Here is an 18,295-nt window from a genome sequence, read left to right as displayed (position 1 = left end):
GCTCGACGTAGTGGTTGTACACGCCATTAGTGGTGCAATGGCGAAGATAAAGACCATCCTCCTCATGGTTTACAAAACCTTTGCTGCAGAGTTTTGCTCCTATCCGACGAATTACCAGATTCCCAATTCTGCATATTGTCGACCAGTTCAGCCCGCTCCGAAGCTGATAGCGCCCCCCCGGAAAGAACTCTGGTGCGATACGTTCCATTACTGGAACGATCGATCGCATAGGCCCTGCTAGGTGTAATTACATACGCTGTGTTGCTTGTTTTCCCGAAGTTGTTGTCCCCTCTGCCAGGCACAGTAGAATGAGACGATGGATGAGAATGGGCCGCACTTGCCCCGCTGGGGATAGGATCAGCCACGCCGACAGTAGTCGGAAGCCCACCTGGGCAGGGAATATCGCGCTGGCGAAGCCTTTGGCGCGTAAAGGATGCGATTGTCACAACAAAGAATTGCTCTTTAATTCCACTACTATTACGCTTCTTCTTTTGCGCAGTAACAACGATTTCATCCTTTTTGTCTGTTTCTGGAGGGTTTTTATCTGGCTGACTTGGGTTCGCAGCAGATGCGGGAGTCTCGATGCAGTTTGGGTCATTGATCGGGCAATTCTTCATCCCACTCGGATCTCGCCCGTTGACCGGATCGTTCGCAACGTAGGCATACAGATTAATCTGATCCTCATAACCAAGAGGGTCCGTCTGCAGGAACCGTCCCAGCGTCGGTGAATAGATTCGGGCCTTGTAGTAGTACATTCCGATCTCAGGCAGCCAGGCCTGACCCGTGTACTGGAAACGGCCAACATTGCCTGCCTGCGGAATGCCATATTCATCATATGCGTTCACATTGGTGCGATTGCCCCAGCAATCGGCCTGCGCGATGATTGATCCTTGGTGGTTGGTGTGCAAGACCCGCGTGCCGGAGCAATTCAGGGCACTGCCCGTATCTTCCAGGATCGGTTCATCCATCCCGGCAAACATAAAGCGCCGCTGCATGTTGCCAGCGCCATCATACTCCACCGCAAGCTGGTCGCCATCATAGACAAACTGCGTCGTTTGGCCGGAACGGCTGATCTGGAACAACCTGCCGTACGGATCGTACACAAGATTGGCGCCGGCGGACGTTGTCACCAACCGATTTTCGACATCATAGCCATAGCTTGTGGTACCATCAGATGTCAGATTACCGTTCGCATCATAGCTGAAGCTGGCCGGCCCGGCGGCTTGATACTGGTTGAGCCCGTTCACGCTGTAGATGCGCGCAACGTTGACACCTCCGGTTCAAACATAAATCCCATCGTTGCGGGTCTCGGTGGCACTCTGCGAGGTGACCAATAATGTGCACAATTACCGCAAGTCGACAATTATCGCACTGGCAACTTAAACATATTTTCAGCAAAAAATTTATATCATCTCATAGATCTCTCCGAATAGGGATCCTTCAGGGTAAAATATATTGTTGAGATTATTAATATCAATACCTTATAATAAAAAATGATTACCCTAAATATTGAACTTGAATTTTCGAATTCAATTTGATAAAGAGTTCTCTTCGCAATAGGATCGCCAATTTTTGCCGGTAACATTAAAATTTTTATTGCTTCATCGTTACTCTTTTGGCCTCCTTCTCCAGCAGCCATCATGGCGCCCAACCGCGCCATGCAAGATATATTGCCAATCTTAGCGCCAGCAGAAAATATTTCTCTTGCCTCTTTGTCAAGGCCGATTCTGTGCTTCAAGCGGCCAAGCTCAACAAAACCCTCACTATAATTCAAACTCACAGCGCGTGAGTAATAATATTCAGCAGAAATCAAATCAACCTCCCCCAGATAACCATTTTCATAGATCCAGCCCAAAGCCACCATTGCGTAAGGAGAGTTATGCTCTTCTAATCTTGAAAGAATAAGAAATGCGTCTTGGTATTTCTTGTCACGCAACAGCGCATCAGCTGACCATTCGTCAGCAGCGCGACCTAATTTCAACTGATCTGGTGGCTGGATCAGACCCAAATCCCTTCTTTCTAAAATGGCCGCTTAGGTTCTGGGATCGGCGGCACTGGTTCAGGTATTGCTGGAGGCTCGACTCGTACTAAGGAATCTTGAGACTGTGAAACCGCAGGAGGCGGCAAGCCACCGGAAGGGGACATCGTTTCGCTGGGAGCCGTGGCACCTGGCACTGATCCGCGCGCCTCTTTCGGGAGACCAGGGCTAGGTTCGTTTCCATCTACATTGTCCCGTTTCTTAGGCGGAGGTCCGGATTGATCAGGCCCTTGCTTATCAGGTTTAGCTCTAGGCACCTGTCGTTCTACGGGCGGCCTAGGCTGTACCGCAGGAGGCGCTTTTTTCGGTTTTCCCGTGGTAAGGTATACAACGATGGGGAAGACGACATCAAATACAAGTCTCTTAAATCTGCTTTCTCCCGATGGATCGATGTAGTTTACGGGATCATTACCCACATATGTATAAAGATTGACCTGGTCATCATACCCGATCGGGTCCGTCTGCAAGAACCGCCCCAGCGTGGGGGAGTAGATTCGGGCCTTGTAATAATACATGCCCAGCTCCGGCAGCCAAGCCTGGCCGGTGTACTGGAACCGGCCAACATTGCCTGCCTGCGGAATGCCATATTCGTCATATGCGTTCACATTGGTGCGATTGCCCCAGCAATCGGCCTGCGCGATGATTGATCCTTGGTGGTTGGTGTGCAACACCCGCGTTCCGGAGCAATTCAGAGCATTGCCCGTATCTTCCAGGATCGGTTCATCCATCCCGGCAAACATGAAGCGCCGCTCCACATTGCCGGCGCCGTCATACTCCAAGGCCAGTTGGTCGCCATCATAGACAAACTGCGTCGTTTGGCCGGCACGGCTGATCTGAAACAACCGGCCGTTCGGATCATAAACAAGATTGGCGCCGGCGGACGTTGTCACCAACCGATTTTCGACATCATAGCCATAGCTTGTGGTACCATCAGATGTCAGATTACCGTTCGCATCATAGCTGAAGCTGGCCGGCCCGGCGGCTTGATACTGGTTGAGCCCGTTCACGCTATAGCTTCGGTTGACATTATAATGGCCTGTGAAGGCATATCCATCATTGCTTTGGTTCAGCGTGCGGATTTGGCTGGCCGGATTATATTCGAACGTGGTTGTCGTGTTGGCTGCCGTATTGGTGAACACTTGAGACTGGCTGGTCAGTCGGGACAGGCCATCATATTGATATTGCGTTTGTGAAGAGGCGCGGCCAACCCCAGTGCGCCGGCCAATGGCATCATAGCTGAAGCCAAGGAACGGTATGTTCGTGGCCCCTGGCGACGTCCAGGTGGCACTGGCCATGCGGTCGGCACTGTCATAAGCCGTGTCAAAATATCGCCCGTCGGGATGGGTAATCCGCGTGCGATTGCCGTTCTGATCATACTGATACGTGATGGTTCGGGTTGGGCCGCCCTGATTGGTGGTGGCAGAGATCACCCGACCGAACCCGTCATAGGCGTTGGTAAGACCTTGGCCGTTGATCGATCCAAAGCGCGCCGCCGTTTGCAGACCACGCAAGTCATAAGCGTAGAACACGTCAAGCGATGTGCTGTTCGGGATGTCCTTCGCGACGACTCGATTCAAGGCATCATAAGTATATCCGATGACACGCCCATCCCGCTTGCGCAGCGACGTGCGATTGCCATTGGCGTCATATCCATAAGCTTCGTAATCGTTCGGATTGATCTGGCCTGTCGCCCCTGGAGACGGGAAATACCAGTGCGACTGGCGATCGAGCCCGTCATACCACATCTCTGCCCGGAAGCCCTTGGCGTCCGTCATGCTCGCCTGCTTGCCATTGGGCGTGTAGGTGTAGGTGGCATAATCGATCGCATCTAGCGTCCCGACGGCCTTCTGCACCTTGAGCAGTTGCCCAGCGGCATCATATTCGTGGCGCGTGATGCGATCGGGTTCGCGCGATGGATCATTGTGCGGAACACATGCATCGGATTGCGACAACCAGACAGCGTCGTTCATGCGAACCGCGGTGCAAAGCGGCCGCCCCAGGCCGTCAAAACTATATTGCGTGACGGACCGGACTACACCGGCCGAGAGTCGCCGCTCCCGGGTTTTCCGGTCGAACGCATCATACTCGATCTGCGTATCTTCAATCAGGGCGAATCCGCTCCAGGAATTTGCCGGAGTGCTTGCCGGCAGAGAGCCGGTTTCGATCCGGACCAGCCGCCCGGCCGCATCATAGCTGTTACGCACGGCAGCGCGAACGCCGGATCCCGGATCTGGAGACAGAACGCCAGATGCCATCTGGTCGTGCACGAAGTCCAGGCTCCAGCGCTGGTTGGGCAGCGCCAGCACCGGTGGCGCTGCCCTGCCGCCGACAGCGCGCCGTCGAGAGCGGCGCTTGCGCACCGTAAGCCCTTCCTCGGTGTAAAGGCGCTGGGTCTTCTTGCGGTTTACCAGCACGCCATCGCGGCGCAGCAGGATATGCAGCCGGCGATAGCCGAACCGGCGGCGCTCGGCCGCCAGCGCCCGTAGCCGTTCCCGCAGATCGGCATCATCGGGCAGCGTCGAGCGATAACGCACGCTCTTGCGATCAGCCCCAACAACCCGGCACGCCCGCCGCTCGCTCATCCCTAGGCTGGCCTGAAGATGCGCCACCGCTTCCCGCATCGCGGCAGGCGCTACCATTTTTTTGACAGCAGATCGTTGGCTTCGCCGCCCTTCGGGTCAACGCCGCGTTGTCGAGCATCGTGTCCGCCAGCAGCCGCTTGAGCTTGGCGTTCTCCTCCTCCAGCGTCCGAAGCCGCTTCGCCTCCGACACCTCAAGGCCGCCATACTTGGCCTTCCAGTTGTAGATCGTCGCTTCCGAAACGCCGTGCCGCCGAGCCAGTTCGGCCGTCTTCCCACCCGCCTCGGCCTCCTTCAAAATCCCGATGATCTGCTCTTCCGTGAACCTCGTCCGCTTCATCGTCCGTCCTCTTCAAGGGCCGGACTCTAATCCATCGTGGAAGAAAATCAGGGGGTCAGGTCATGATCCTTTCACATTATTGTTGCGCCCTGTTGTCAATCAATAATCTAGATCTTCATTTAATTCCTCTTGTTGTGATTAATAATCTCTGAAATTTGAGGACCGATTGCTACAAATAACACAATATTTATAAGAGGCAAATAAACTAGCAAATTTGACTCATGGCCACCAAAAATTTTCAGTCCGAAGATTGAGCTAACTCCAGCGAGAACCCAAGCAACAGCAACCAATGCATGTAAAATCCGCTTCTGATTGAACGACATTCCTTAATCCTTTCGCTTGCACGACACTGGCTTTGCGCCCAAGTCAATAAAGGGAGATGTCGCCACGTCCCAGCCCACCCCTGTGGCCAAGCCCCATAGCTTCGAGGTAGAATCTGATTGTCTTTGACTCACGGTGCGGTAGCCGCGCGGAGCCGGCCCGGTAACGGCTCGTCCCAGTGCAACGCTAGTTGCTAAACCCATAATTCCGTTTAACATATTGTCTGCAGGGCCGCCGCCGAACGCCTGCAGAATACCTCCTGTGATTTGCAATGCTGCCGCACCAAAACTCGCCGCGGAGCCCGCACTCGCCAAAACAATTCCATTACCCAAAATCACTGGCTGCGCGAATATGATGCCCCCCATCATCATGACACCGCCCGCAGCAGTGATGGGCAGCGCAGCCTTTGTAACTTGATTTGAAATGTCCCCAAGAAAGTTACCAGCGTCAATCGCCCAATTACAATCTGGAGTAGCGGGTGTAATTGCTGGTTGGCTTTGGGGGGCTGCAGGAACCGCGGGAGGAGATAATCCTCCGCCACCGCTGCTGTTGCTGCTGCCACTGCCACTGCCACCGCCACCGCTTCGGACCAGAGCGCCTTCATTTCCATTTGGCCAAACGCGCTCGGAACAAATGATTTCGCCAGTAGCAACCCAATTGTCATAGTCTCCGCACAACCCAGTGGGATCGCTCTTATTGACCGGATCATTCCCCACATACGCATAAATGTTCATCCCATCGCCATAGCCAATCGGATCGGTCTGCAGGAACCTCCCCATCGTCGGCGAGTAGATGCGCGCCTTATAATAATACAGCCCGATCTCGGGGAGCCAGGCTTGGCCGGTGTACTGGAACCGGCCGATGTTGCTGCTTTGCGGGATGCCGTATTCATCATAGCGATTGATGGCGATGGCCGCGTTGCCGTTGTCGGCATAGGCCACCACTGACCCACGCTCATCACGCACGGCCCAACGTCGGTCTGATGTGCCGCCACCTTCATACCAGACGATCAAATCATCAGCGCCATCACCCCAGACATAGCGACGCTGAATGGCGCCGGTCGGATTTGCCACTTCGGCCGCAATCTGAGAGCCGTCATGGAAAAAGCGTGTCGAGACGGCCTGGTTCAGTTCAAGCAGACGTCCCGTGCTGTCATAGTGAGCCGACATTCCGTTGTTTGATGAGCGCAGCAAATTGAACGCGTCATAGCTATATGTTGTGCTGCCAGACGACGTGAGATTGCCGCGCCCGTCATAGCCAAAGCCAAGGCCGCCCGCGCTTGTCACCTGGTTGAGGACGTTGACCGCATAGCTGCGATCCACAGTATAATGCTGGGTCCAGGCATATCCAGTGTTGCTCCGGGTCAAGCTGGCGATCTGCGAGGCCGGAGTGTAGCTGAAATTCGTGGTCACGTCATTGGCCGATCCAGCAAGATCATGCGTCAGACTGGCCAAGCGTCCCACTGCATCATAGCCGTAGCTGGTGGAGCCGCCATTGCCCCGGAGCAAGCTGGTTCGCTGGCCTCGATCGTTATAGGAATAACTGGCCAGCAAGCCCGAGCCATATTCACGGATCGCGCTGACCTCTCCAGTGACCATGCGCTCATAGGTCACGAAGAAGCCATCGCTCCAGGTGGCGCGAGTGCGTCGTCCGGCAAGGTCATATTGATACGTCATGCCGCCAAACGTCTGAGGTCGCCGGCCCCTTCCGTGACAGTCACTGGCAGCAGGTTGCTGTTATATGTGTATGTGGTTCGGCTTTCGTCTGCACCATTGGAGCAGCTCGCAAGCGACCGGCACATTGAAACCATTGAAACAAGCTGTACATTGTTTACAGACGCGTAGGTGTAGCGCGTTTGTGGACGTATGCCGTTGGGAGCCGCCGGACTGGTGACGGTCAGCACGCCACCATGGGCTGCGTCATAAGTATAATCCGTTTGATTGCCCTTTGCATCTCGCGTCCAAACTGGCTTGTTGCAGGCAACGCTGGTGGCGCATGACAAACTATAATTAGCCGTTGTTACAATGTTGCCGAGACCAGACCCCGGCTTGGCCACACGCGTTGTTTGCAGGGCATTGCCGCGACCATCCAGTGCAAACTCCACATAGTCGCCTTCGGGATTGGTCACCCGCGTCAGACGCCGATTGGCGTCATATGTGTAACTGGTTGTCCGGCCCAAGGGATCCGTGACGGATGTGGGCCGCCCGATGGTGAGGTTCGACTGCACCACTGACTGCTGACCAGCAGCATCGGTAACCGTCATGATAGCCGTGACGCCACTGACAACGCGATTATAGGTGGTTGCTACACCCTCGTTAACGACATTGGTTACACCAGCGGCACCGGCCGTGACCACGAATGTATCTGCTGTCGCGCCAGGCCGGCGGATTGCAATGTTGTTGCCTGCTCCGGCCAGACGCCACGTCCTCCCTGCGGCATCGGTAACAAGCACAACTCCTTGTGAAGGATAGCTATATGTCACGGTGGCGAGCCCGCCACCAAAGATCGCCGAAGTCCGCTTGAACCAGTCATTGCTGGGCGGAACGCCAACTTGATACGGCGCCGCATCTGTAGAATAGGTGAACGCTATTTCTCGGCCTGTCCGATTTGCTACGCCCTGCAAACGCCACCAGATATACCCGTCAAGCGTTCCATCAGGGTTAAATTCCGACGCCGTCTGTTCATGAAGTTGATAGTTTAGATAGGCTTTTTGGCCGTTGGGACTGGAGATCTCCATCGGCGCAAGTTCACAATAGGCCTCGGCAGCCTGGAATTTGCAGATATTGCTTTGGCCATTGACCAACATTGCACCGGGATTGGCAAATAAGATCGTGCCACCATCGGCGCCGCGGCGAATAACGCTACCCCCTGCAACCTCAAGCGTAACGCCATCGGCCATATTGGATGTGAAGGTTCCTCCCCAAACCGGCCTGGTCCATCGTTCAAACACAGGGCCGAGCACGATGTCGACAATTTCAGTGGAACCGTCCTGCCATTTTTGAAATTTGATATTGTCCCACTGGCTCGCACTCCCGCTGGTATTGGTCCTGACAAGCGCAAGCTGATCCATGCCCGAGCCAACCGAACCTTCTGGGAAGTTCAAGACGAAATCACCGTGGGTGAGGTCTACGCCATTGCTGTCGAGGTTGCGAAACGTCGGCTGAGCTGTCTGAGCGGCAGCGGCCCCGGCCAGAAGCAGCGCCGGAAAGGCAACTCCTGCGAGGAGCGGGCCAAGCTTCCCAAGGTCACGGGTCAACCGATTACGGTCAGGAAGACACAGAAGGCGAGCATACATAACATTGCCACCGCAGAGATTAAGGTTTAGGGAATACAAGCCGACGCGAATTATTCTAGATTAGTTCGGTGAGCCAGTGGTAACGATCCTCCGCCTGTTGTTCGCCTTGTCCAGCGTATAGGTCGACGTTACGCCATTATTGGCACCGCCCGTACGAATCACTTTGGTAACGCGACCCTTGGCGTCGTAGACATATGTCTGCACCTCTTGCGCGCACGCCGGTCCTGACACCATCACCAACATAAGCAACGCAGAGCAAAGTCTATGCATCGAATCCTCCACGGCTGACATTGTTCGCACCCATGTCTGCATTTCAGCAACTCAAGTCATCCCATATTTTCATACATGGCAATGTGGAAAATATATGGACCATAGGGGATCAATATTTTCACGCATTATTCACGCAATGACCTTGTTCAGCGAAGCACACCCGGTTTGGATTGAAGTAGTCTGGCGAAATCGAAGCGGCTTTGATCAAATGATTTTGCTGATTAAGGCGTCGAAGTTCAGGGGCGAGCAGATCGCATTTGCTCTTTGCCAGACGGATGTGGGCGCGCCGATCGCAGAGGCATGCCGGAAGATTGCGATGGGCCGCACAGCGCCTAGGGCGTAGACTCACTACGGGTTGCGCCAGATGCGCGCGCAGATGAGTTTGACGGCGGCGAGGTGGTTTTCCGGGCGCTGGTCATAGCGTGTTGCGATGCCTCGGAAATGCTTGATACGATTGAAGAAACGCTCGAAGAGGTTGCGCTGTCGGTAGAGCCAGGCTGAGCAGGCAAGGCGCTGCTTGCGGTTGGAGCACGCCGGGATGTTGGCCCAGGCATTCTTGCTGGCAGCAGTTCTTCGGATGGCGTTGCTGCCTTAGCCCTTGTCGGCCAACAGCGTGCTACCCTCAGGCATGGCGTCGAGCAGGGATTCGGCTTCCTGGCTGTCGTGGACCTGACCGCCAGCCAGGCGGAACGCGACGGGACGACCGTCAGCGTCAACGAGGGCATGGATCTTGCTCGTGAGGCCGCCTCGGGAACGTCCCATACCGCGATCGCCGGGCCCCCTTTTCTACCCGTCGCACCGTGTTGGTGGACGCGGACGCAGGTGGAGCCGATCATCACGATCTCGCGTTCGAAAGCGGCTGAAATCGCCTCTAGAAGCCGGTCCCGCACCCCGGCGTGGTGCCAGCGGACCAACCGGCTGTAACAGGTCGTCGATTGGCCGTAGCGCACGGGTAGGGAAGTGAAATTTGCGCTTAATCAGGTCGATGGGCCTTTAAGCAACGGCAGCAACTGTTCGGACATACGGTGGACCCGCCCCACGCAGGATCCTCAACAGACGGGGCGCGATCTTTGCGCGGCCGTCCCTTGGGATTGCCGGAACGCCCGGGCTTGAACTTGTGTTCGGCTGGCGGACGGGCGTAAAGCCAGGCAAGGCGGACAAGCTGGACAAGGTCATATTTGGCTGATCTGACCCCGCTTGCTGTCTGAACTCGGTCAAGATTTCAGCCCATCAAATAAGAAGCCCGGCGGAGAAGCCGGGCTTTGGACCGTTGCCGACACTGATGAAGGCCTGCTGCGGCCTATGCGGCGGCCCGCCGGTCCGGACAGGCAGCACTGTGTCACTACCCCATTTAGGCCAGGGACGCAAAGGCTTTCGGTCTCATGCCGAACTTGAAGCCAACGGCTTGGCGTCGCCTTACTTGATCGCGTCGACGATCTTCCGCATTTCTCCAGTCCATTTTTCCAGCAAATCGGGCGGAGCCGTTGCATAGAGCTTCTGGTCTTCGGCTTCCCGCACCGCATAGGGCTTCAAGCTCGCACGCTTGGGCATCGAAGCCACATATTTGAGACCATAGATGGTCTCGAACGCCCACCGCAGGCGATCGTGGTAGCTTTGCCAAAGGCGTCGCTCTTGGCCCCGCGTTCTGAACTTCAACAGGCCCTCCACCATGCCGGCATAGGATTTCTGCTTGCGTAGTGGTTCCAACGCGGGCTCGGTCTGCCAGGTCTTCGCCAGCGCTGCCTGGCTTTCGGTCATGTCGCGCTCCATGAGCCGGAACCCTTTGACCTTGTGCGCCTCGGTCACCTTCCTGAACCCATTCTCATCCCAACGCAGCCTTGCGCACAAGCCCTCGTTCATGACCTGGGCGCCCTCTCCATAAGTCATGTGCCCGCCGGGTTTGACGGGAAGGATCAGCGACGGAAACCGCATTTGGTAAACGTACCGCAGGGCCAGATGGTCCCGGAGTTGGGCCTGCCACCTCTCAATCGCCAAGGTGGTCGGACACACCGGACCATCCACCCGAAACGTCATCATATCATCGTCGAGAATGATGTCGTCAGGGTGAGGCAGCAGAAACGGCTCGGGCTTCCCCTGCCGCCGCGCCTGCTCAATCGCTCTCTGGCCTTCGCTCTTCTTGCGCTTATATTCTTCATACAGGGCAAACTCAGCCTGCAGGGCCTTCTTCTCCTCCGCGTCGGCTGCTGCGATCACCTCTCGTTGCAAAAGCCGGTTGCCGCCTTTCAACGCGTCGGCGGCCCGACGACGGTGCACAGCTTCGATCAGCGGCATCTTCCTAGCCTTGCCGCCTTGGGTGACGGTCACCTCTTCATAGAGCACCCGGCCAGACGCGCGCGATGACGTGCCCCATTGAACCGCACTTTCATGCTGATCCTTGTTCTTGCGCGGCCGTCCCTTCGGATTGCCGGAACGCCCAGGCTTGAACTTGTGTTCGGCTGGCGGTCGGGCGTAGCCGACCGGATAATCTGGAGGCTCCGGGCGCAACCCGTTGGGACCGCGCTTGCTCATGCCAAAGCTCCTTCTGCCAAATACGCATCTGCCGATTGGACGGATTGTGAAGCTTGGGTCTTGGCAGCCTTTGCCTCGGCTGCCCGCACTTCCGCGACGTCTTCAAATGTCGCCCCGTCGCCGGCGAGCGTTGCCTGTTTGCCGGTCATCTGCTGCCAGCGCTGGATGATCACGTCGCAATAGCCGGGTTCATATTCGATGAGCCGGGCCAGCCGGCCTGTCTTCTCGGCGGCGATCAGGGTCGAGCCAGAGCCGCCAAAGCCGTCCAGCACGATCTCGCCGCGCTTGGAACAGTCCCTGATGGCATCAGCCACCAGCGCCACCGGCTTGACCGTGGGGTGCATGGCCAGCTCTTCCGCTCGGGTCGCAGAGATCGAGCTGATGCCGGCATAGTCCCAGACATTGGTGCGATAGCGCCCGGTCTCGCCCAGGCCGAACGTGTTGGTATGGGGAGCAGTCCCAACCTTCCAGACAAAGATCAGCTCGTGCTTGGAGCGATAGAACGCCCCCATGCCGCCATTGGTCTTGTTCCAGACGACGAGGTTCTTGAGCTCGCTGAACGCGACGTGCCCAGCGCTGAGGAGTTCGCCCATGTGGCGCCAGTCCATGCAGACGAACGCGATGGCACCGTCCCGGCACACGTTGGCCATTGCGCCCAGGCTTTGCTGCAGGAATGCCGTGAACTCGCTCCCGCTCATCTCGCCTGAGGCCATGGCAAACTCGGCATGCTTGACCTTGCCCAAGCCGGAGACATGGCCGTCGATGGCCACATTATAGGGTGGGTCAGTAAACACCAGGTCGGCCCGGGCATTGCCCAGCAGCCGGACATAGGCATCCGCATCACGGGCATCGCCGCAGAGCAGCAGGTGCCGGCCCAGTTGCCAAAGCTCGCCGCGACGCGTGACGGGGTGCTCTGGCAGTTGCGGGATGCGGTCATCGGCGCTGGAACGGCCTACCGGCTTGGCGTCATTGGCAGCATCGATGGCAAAATCGATCTCGGCCAGGCTGAACCCGGTCAGGGTCACATCGAAATCAAGATCGATCAGCCCCTGCAGTTCGATGGCCAGGATCTCGCTGTCCCAGCCGGCATTGAGCGCGAGCTTGTTGTCAGCGAGCACATAGGCACGTCGCTCCGCCTCCGGCAGATGCGACAGCGCGATCGTCGGCACTGTCTGCATCCCCAGCAGAGCCGCGGCCCGTACGCGGCCGTGGCCGGCGATGATCTCGCCATTGTCCGAGACCAGCACCGGGTTGGTGAACCCGAACCGCTCGATGCTCCGCGCAATCTGCTGCACCTGCTTCTTGCTATGCGTGCGCGCGTTCCTTGGGAACGGGCGTAGGGCACTCAAGGGTTGATTGACGATCTCAGGCATTGGCAGCCTCCCTGGCGTGCAGCTGGCCACATAAGGCCAAACCAGTACGTATCATGAACAAGCTTGACGCCGAAAGCCCGCGCGATGTTCCATCCCATTTGCGCATTTTGGATCTCCCTAAAGCACCCTGCCGTCCCGAAATTCCCAGGGACCGTCCCGCAACCGGCGCTTGCAGCTTCGATATCACCGCCTGCCGTCTCGAAACACCGCGATTGCATCCCGATATTCCGGTTTTGCATCCCGCTATTGGCGGTTTCTGTCTCGAAATGGCCGGATTCCAAGCGGGATAAGGGGCTTGCACTCCACACAATCGGGCCAAAAGGGGCGAAATTGCCTGCTCGGGAGGGGGGAATTCCCTGTTCGAGGCGGAGGAATTCCCTGTTTTCGCAACAGGGAATTGGCGCCCTCTGGCGATCCCCTGTAGTGCTAATCCACGCAGAGTATTGCGTTTCTCGGCGCAGATCAGCCGAGCCAGGGGCGATCAAGCGCCTCCAAAAACTTCAATAACAGGGAATATCAGGGTGAGAGCTCTCACCTTCGGACTGCGTCGCGCACCACCCAGAAGCAACAACCGGGGGGATCACCCCCCGGTTTTTTTGGACCCGCGTTCAGCGCCCGTCGCGCCGCCCCAGCAGCCGCAGCCGCAGCGCGTTCAGCCGGATGAAGCCGGCCGCATCACGCTGGTCATAGGCGCCGCGGTCATCCTCGAACGTCACGATGCCGGCGGAATAGAGGCTGTAGGGCGATTTGCGCCCGACCACGCCCACATTGCCCTTGTACAGCTTCAGCCGCACCGTGCCGGTCACCTTCTCCTGGCTGTGATCGATGGCGGCCTGCAGCATCTCCCGCTCCGGCGCGAACCAGAAGCCGTTGTAAATCAGCTCAGCATATTTCGGCATCAGCTCATCCTTCAGATGCGCCGCGCCGCGATCCAGCGTGATCTGCTCGATGCCGCGGTGGGCGATGTGCAGGATGGTGCCGCCCGGCGTTTCATACATGCCGCGGCTCTTCATGCCGACAAAGCGGTTCTCCAACAGGTCCAGCCGGCCAATGCCATGCCGCTTGCCCAACTCGTTCAGCTTCGCCAGCAACGCCGCCGGGCTCAGCCCTTCGCCATTGATCGCCACCGCATCGCCGCGTTCAAAATCCACGGTGATATATTCGGGTGCATCCGGCGCCTCTTCCGGGTGATTGGTGCGGCTGTAGACATAATCCGGCACCTCTTCCCACGGATCCTCCAGCACCTTGCCTTCCGACGAGGTGTGCAGCAGGTTGGCATCGGTCGAAAACGGGCTTTCGCCGCGCTTGTCCTTCGCCACCGGGATCTGGTGCTGTTCGGCAAAGGCGATCAACGCCTCGCGGCTGGTCAGATTCCATTCCCGCCAAGGCGCGATAATGCGGATATCGGGCGACAGCGCATAATAACCCAGCTCGAAGCGCACCTGGTCATTGCCCTTGCCGGTCGCCCCATGGCTCACGGCATCGGCGCCCACGGCCTTGGCAATCTCGATCTGGCGCTTGGCAATCAACGGCCGCGCGATCGAGGTGCCGAGCAGATACAGGCCTTCATACAGCGCATTGGCCCGCATCATCGGGAACACGAAGTCCTTCACGAATTCTTCGCGCAGATCGTCGATGAAGATATTCTCCGGCTTGATCCCCAGCATCAGCGCCTTGGCCCGCGCCGGCTCCAGCTCCTCGCCCTGGCCCAGATCGGCAGTGAAGGTCACCACCTCGCAGCTGTACTCGGTCTGCAGCCACTTCAGGATGACCGATGTGTCCAGCCCGCCGGAATAGGCGAGGACGACCTTGTTGACCTTGGACATGGATGACCTTTCAGCTGCCAGGGCGCACGGCCCGTTTGCCAAGGCGCTATAACGCGTGGCCCCGGCGCTGCAACCGATTCAGCGTCGACCAGGGTCAGGCGGCGGCAACGCCGTGTCGGCGGGCGCAGGCCCCGACCAGGCCAAATCCCAAAAGCATCATCAGCCAGGTCGCCGGCTCCGGAACGATGGTCCCACCAGGCACAAAGCCGACATCAACCCAGCTTTCACCCGTGTTGTCCGCTGCGGCCGCGTCTGGCCCGTTGATCATCTGGACCAGCCTCTGCTCGATCTGCATATAATAGTCTCCCACGCCCAACTGCATGGCAAAGCTGCCGATCGGTCCCGACAAGCTGTCGCGCTGGAAGATGTTCACATAGGGGTTCAGGGTGACCGGGCCAGAGCCAGGCGGCACAGTGCCAGGATCGACCGGGCGGTATTCGAATATGCTGAAGCTGGTCTGGATGGCGGTCAGCGTCAGGGTCGGCTGCTGAAATCGCAACTCCATCGCAGCCGCCAGACTGAAATGCTGGATCAAGACGGCACCGTTGTTTGATGTCGCATAGACTGAAGCGTCGGCTGGCTGCAGCTGCTGAATGGCGCGCGCCTGGAAGATCGACGTCACCGATGTCAGGCTGCTGAGCGCGATGACACTGCCCACACCCGAAGCCGACGCCACATTGGGATAGCCCGCATATTGCGGCGGCTGAATGGATGACGTGATCGATGCCGTGGCCGATATCGCATCAGGCGCAATCGTGGGATTGATCACACTCGCCAAGTTGCGGCCAATGATCCTGTTGGACTGGACGAGAACCGACATGGTCGAACCGGACCCGGCCAACGCCGCGTCGTAACCCTGCTGCGTCAGCGCCGGGTCATTCACCGTGAAGCCGCCGATTTCATTGACGGCCGAAACCGTGGCCTGCTGCTTGCCAAAGCTTACGGTTGCCACCACCGGGCCACCCAACGCCATCAAGCCGGCGGCAAAAGCCACCCGAACCAGCAATGTGATCATGCCCTGCCCCCGGGGGCGATCGCCCCGGATGGCAGGGAACCACCAAATGCAAATATTGACAAATTATTTCGTTAACCGTCGCACTTGCCGCCTGCCCACCGGAAGGGTGATACTCGATCAGGCGAAAGGAACTGCCATGGCCGCCACACCCAAGACCGTCGCCACCACAGCCAGCGTGCCGGACTATCTGGCCGCCCTCGATCCCCCACGCCGCCGCGAGGAAGCACAGGCCATCGGCGCCCTGCTTGAAGCCATCAGCGGCCACCCACCCATCCTCTGGGGCACCAGCATCATCGGCTTTGGCACCTACACCAGCAAGACCGGCCCCTGGCCCCGCCTCGGCTTCTCGCCCCGCAAGGCGCAGCACGTCCTCTATCTGATGGACGGTTTCACTGGCCAGGCCGACCTGCTCGCCGCCCTGGGCAAGGCCACCACCGGGGTCTCATGCCTCTATGTCAAGAAACTCGCCGATGTGGACATGGACGTGCTCGCCGAAATGGCCCGCCGCTCCTGGGCGATGATGGCGGAGCGCCACCCGCTGTGATCGGCCACCACCGGCGCCAGACACATTTTGCCACATTGGTTTCCACATCAGCCCTCACGATAGGATGCGACCGGGGACGGATCACAGCGCATCACATCGGGGGGCATCACTTGGCAACACCAGACGGCTTTCGCGAACCCGCCATCCGCATCACCGCCATGCCGGCCGATGCCAACCCGGCCGGCGACATCTTCGGCGGCTGGCTGATGGCCCAGATGGACATGGCCGCCGGCATCGCCGCCGCCCGCCGCAGCAAGGGCCGCTGCGCCACCGTCGCCGTGGAGGCGATGACCTTCCTGCAACCGGTGCGCATCGGCGATGAAGTCACCGTCTACGCCGATCTGGTCAAGGTCGGCCGCACCTCCATCACCATCGAAGTCGAAGCCTGGCGCCGCCCCCGCTCCGCCGAGGAACGCACCCAGGTCACCCACGCCCGCTTCATCTTCGTCGCCATCGACGCCGACGGCAAACCCCGCGTGGTCCCGCCGGCCTGAGACGCAAGCGCATCACCCACAAGGAAAAGCCTCCGGCGGCAAGGGTCGCAGACCCTTGACCCGTTCGTTTTCATGCGCCCACGCCGTCAATCGATCCTCCCCAGCCGGGAGAGGTGTCGAGCAACGCGCCCCGCCGTGGCCGGCGGCGCCGTTCACTTCTGCCGGCGGATGAAATCCCGGATATCGTTTGACAATTTCACCCGGCTGGGGCCGTGGACATACATCATGTGGCCGGCGTCGTAATAATGATATTCCACCCGGTCGGTGGGCCAGCCGGGGCGGTTCATCGAATATTCGGCGAAGGCGAACGGGGTGGCGAAATCATACCAGCCCTGGCCCACCCAGACCTTGGTGCGGCTGTTTTCCCGCAGCGTGCGGGCAAGGCCGGGGGCAACGTTGACATAGGCATCGCGGCCATTGCCCAGCCGCCAATCCCAGGCACCAACGCCGCCGATGGAGACATAGCTGCGGTCGGTCTTGTAGCCGAGATCACCGCGCAGATAGGCGTTCACCGCCGCCGGGTAGGAGGCATCGATGCCATAGAAGCTGGGGTCGTTGTCGGGTCCTTCGCCGGCATTGTCATAATCCTTGCCGGTGTAGCGGGCATCAAGCCGGCCGATGGTGAGGCCGCGGTCGCGCAGCAATTCCTTGTAGAAACGGCCCGGCGTGACGCGCAGATTGGCCTGTTCCAGATAGGTTTCCGACAGGCCGGTGAGGCGGGCGAGTTGCTTGCGGATCGCGGCGCGCTCATCGGCGGGCAGGCTGTTCCCCTTGATCAGGGCGGTGATGTAGGGGCCGCTGGCAAAGGCGCGGGCTTCGGCGGCCCAGGCTTCCACACTCGCCGGCTTGTTCGGCACCTTGTCGTGATACCAGGCGGCGGTGGCATAGCTGGGCACCAGGCCCATATATTGCATTTCGTTGCCTTCATCCTCGGCCTCCAGCCCGAAATCGAGGATGGTGGAAATCAGGATGACGCCGTTCAGCGCCACATCGTTATAGCCCTTGTTGAGCTCATAAGCGACGGCGGCGGAGCGGGTGGTGCCATAGGATTCGCCGCCCAGGAACTTGGGCGCGTTCCAGCGATTATTCTCGTTCAGCCACAGCCGGATGAACTCGGCAACCGAACGGGCATCGCTGTTGACGCCCCAGAACTCCTTGGGATCGGTCTTGCCCAGGGCATGGCTCCAGCCGGTGCCAACGGGATCGATGAACACCAGATCGGCCACGTCGAGCAGCGATTCGGGGTTGTCCGTGATGTCATAGGGCGGGGCGCCATCATCCTTGGCATCGGGGATGTTCACACGCTTCGGGCCAAAGGCGCCCATGTGCAGCCACAGCGAGCCCGAACCGGGGCCGCCGTTGAACAGGAAGAACACCGGGCGGTTGGGCTCCGGATTGTCCTTGAGATACGTCGTGGAGAAGATGGCCGCGGTCGGCTTGCCGTCCTTGTCCTTCAGGAAGGTTTCGCCGGCGATCGCCGTGTAGTTCATCTTGACGCCGCCGAAGGTGCCGCTGCGCTTGGCCACCACGCGGTTGGGCGTGGGCATGGCGCTGTCCATCTTCTCGGCGGGCTTGTCAGCGGTCTGGGCCACGGCCGGCAGCGCCAGGGCAGCCGAAAGGGCCAAAAGCGAAACGAAACGCAGCATCGTCATCCTCCCCAGATCTGCCGAC

Annotated in this window: 13 protein-coding genes and 3 pseudogenes; 3 read left to right on the top strand and 13 right to left on the bottom strand. The window is 58.7% G+C overall.

The annotated features are described in order from the left end of the window. Positions 1-62: 62 nt before the first annotated feature. The 10 genes and pseudogenes from AC6BOR_RS11530 to AC6BOR_RS11485 form a co-directional block, all read right to left on the bottom strand. A complete protein-coding gene (locus tag AC6BOR_RS11530) occupies positions 63-1,247 on the bottom strand; it encodes an RHS repeat domain-containing protein (protein WP_498058559.1) in 1,185 nt (394 codons plus the stop codon). Between the two features lie 161 nt (positions 1,248-1,408). Continuing rightward, complete coding sequence (locus tag AC6BOR_RS11525) at positions 1,409-2,008, bottom strand: tetratricopeptide repeat protein (protein WP_498058558.1); 600 nt, start codon at positions 2,006-2,008, stop codon at positions 1,409-1,411. A gap of 11 nt (positions 2,009-2,019) precedes the next feature. Then, positions 2,020-4,293 (bottom strand): RHS repeat domain-containing protein, encoded by a 2,274-nt coding sequence (locus tag AC6BOR_RS11520; protein WP_498060654.1) that lies wholly within the window; start codon positions 4,291-4,293, stop codon positions 2,020-2,022. Further along, positions 4,282-4,957: pseudogene (locus tag AC6BOR_RS11515) on the bottom strand (transposase); the annotation flags it as partial. The pseudogene AC6BOR_RS11515 and the gene AC6BOR_RS11520, both read right to left, overlap by 12 nt. 326 nt (positions 4,958-5,283) lie before the next feature. Continuing rightward, a complete protein-coding gene (locus tag AC6BOR_RS11510) occupies positions 5,284-6,954 on the bottom strand; it encodes an RHS repeat-associated core domain-containing protein (RefSeq protein ID WP_498058557.1) in 1,671 nt (556 codons plus the stop codon). Beyond that, positions 6,951-8,534 carry a hypothetical protein gene (locus AC6BOR_RS11505; protein ID WP_498058556.1) on the bottom strand — a complete coding sequence of 528 codons (1,584 nt, stop codon included), beginning with the start codon at positions 8,532-8,534 and terminating at the stop codon, positions 6,951-6,953. The genes AC6BOR_RS11510 and AC6BOR_RS11505 overlap by 4 nt, the downstream gene beginning before the upstream one ends. 657 nt (positions 8,535-9,191) lie before the next feature. Continuing rightward, positions 9,192-9,796, bottom strand: a pseudogene (locus AC6BOR_RS11500) (IS5 family transposase); the annotation flags it as partial. Between the two features lie 20 nt (positions 9,797-9,816). Continuing rightward, a pseudogene (locus AC6BOR_RS11495) lies at positions 9,817-9,966 on the bottom strand (DUF5681 domain-containing protein); the annotation flags it as partial. Between the two features lie 293 nt (positions 9,967-10,259). Continuing rightward, positions 10,260-11,372 (bottom strand): DUF5681 domain-containing protein, encoded by a 1,113-nt coding sequence (locus tag AC6BOR_RS11490; protein WP_498058555.1) that lies wholly within the window; start codon positions 11,370-11,372, stop codon positions 10,260-10,262. Then, the gene (locus tag AC6BOR_RS11485; protein ID WP_498058554.1) at positions 11,369-12,745 is read right to left on the bottom strand and encodes a site-specific DNA-methyltransferase; all 1,377 of its coding nucleotides are present in this window, start codon (positions 12,743-12,745) and stop codon (positions 11,369-11,371) included. The genes AC6BOR_RS11490 and AC6BOR_RS11485 overlap by 4 nt, the downstream gene beginning before the upstream one ends. A 53-nt stretch (positions 12,746-12,798) precedes the next feature. Between AC6BOR_RS11485 and AC6BOR_RS11480 the strand changes: the two genes are divergently transcribed. After that, positions 12,799-13,035 carry a hypothetical protein gene (locus AC6BOR_RS11480; RefSeq protein WP_498058553.1) on the top strand — a complete coding sequence of 79 codons (237 nt, stop codon included), beginning with the start codon at positions 12,799-12,801 and terminating at the stop codon, positions 13,033-13,035. A 318-nt stretch (positions 13,036-13,353) separates the two neighbouring features. Here AC6BOR_RS11480 and AC6BOR_RS11475 read toward each other — a convergent pair whose 3' ends face one another. Continuing rightward, positions 13,354-14,571 (bottom strand): argininosuccinate synthase, encoded by a 1,218-nt coding sequence (locus tag AC6BOR_RS11475; RefSeq protein ID WP_498058552.1) that lies wholly within the window; start codon positions 14,569-14,571, stop codon positions 13,354-13,356. Positions 14,572-14,665: 94 nt separating this feature from the next. Next, complete coding sequence (locus AC6BOR_RS11470; protein WP_498058551.1) at positions 14,666-15,586, bottom strand: PEPxxWA-CTERM sorting domain-containing protein; 921 nt, start codon at positions 15,584-15,586, stop codon at positions 14,666-14,668. A gap of 136 nt (positions 15,587-15,722) precedes the next feature. Between AC6BOR_RS11470 and AC6BOR_RS11465 the strand changes: the two genes are divergently transcribed. Together AC6BOR_RS11465 and AC6BOR_RS11460 are read left to right on the top strand one after the other, a co-directional pair. Then, a complete protein-coding gene (locus AC6BOR_RS11465) occupies positions 15,723-16,130 on the top strand; it encodes a DUF1801 domain-containing protein (RefSeq protein ID WP_498058550.1) in 408 nt (135 codons plus the stop codon). 158 nt (positions 16,131-16,288) lie between these two features. Beyond that, complete coding sequence (locus tag AC6BOR_RS11460; RefSeq protein ID WP_086115929.1) at positions 16,289-16,624, top strand: acyl-CoA thioesterase; 336 nt, start codon at positions 16,289-16,291, stop codon at positions 16,622-16,624. A gap of 152 nt (positions 16,625-16,776) precedes the next feature. Here the strand turns inward: AC6BOR_RS11460 and AC6BOR_RS11455 are convergent, their stop codons facing one another. Then, positions 16,777-18,270, bottom strand: a complete 1,494-nt coding sequence (locus AC6BOR_RS11455; protein WP_498058549.1) for a S10 family peptidase — start codon at positions 18,268-18,270, stop codon at positions 16,777-16,779. Positions 18,271-18,295 lie beyond the last annotated feature (25 nt).

The organism is Sandarakinorhabdus sp. FBCC-B8862, from assembly GCF_059745315.1.
Note: the sequence above shows the minus strand (reverse complement) of the source record. Positions and strands in the feature narration are given on the sequence as shown.

What these genes read in the sequence shown, in the direction of transcription:
- AC6BOR_RS11520 (WP_498060654.1), bottom strand. Translation starts at nt 4,293, where the DNA reads ATGGCATCTGGCGTTCTGTCTCCAGATCCGGGATCCGGCGTTCGCGCT.
- AC6BOR_RS11510 (WP_498058557.1), bottom strand. Translation starts at nt 6,954, where the DNA reads ATGACGTATCAATATGACCTTGCCGGACGACGCACTCGCGCCACCTGG.
- AC6BOR_RS11490 (WP_498058555.1), bottom strand. Translation starts at nt 11,372, where the DNA reads ATGAGCAAGCGCGGTCCCAACGGGTTGCGCCCGGAGCCTCCAGATTAT.
- AC6BOR_RS11485 (WP_498058554.1), bottom strand. Translation starts at nt 12,745, where the DNA reads ATGCCTGAGATCGTCAATCAACCCTTGAGTGCCCTACGCCCGTTCCCA.
- AC6BOR_RS11480 (WP_498058553.1), top strand. Translation starts at nt 12,799, where the DNA reads ATGAACAAGCTTGACGCCGAAAGCCCGCGCGATGTTCCATCCCATTTG.
- AC6BOR_RS11475 (WP_498058552.1), bottom strand. Translation starts at nt 14,571, where the DNA reads ATGTCCAAGGTCAACAAGGTCGTCCTCGCCTATTCCGGCGGGCTGGAC.
- AC6BOR_RS11470 (WP_498058551.1), bottom strand. Translation starts at nt 15,586, where the DNA reads ATGATCACATTGCTGGTTCGGGTGGCTTTTGCCGCCGGCTTGATGGCG.
- AC6BOR_RS11465 (WP_498058550.1), top strand. Translation starts at nt 15,723, where the DNA reads ATGGCCGCCACACCCAAGACCGTCGCCACCACAGCCAGCGTGCCGGAC.
- AC6BOR_RS11460 (WP_086115929.1), top strand. Translation starts at nt 16,289, where the DNA reads ATGCCGGCCGATGCCAACCCGGCCGGCGACATCTTCGGCGGCTGGCTG.
- AC6BOR_RS11455 (WP_498058549.1), bottom strand. Translation starts at nt 18,270, where the DNA reads ATGCTGCGTTTCGTTTCGCTTTTGGCCCTTTCGGCTGCCCTGGCGCTG.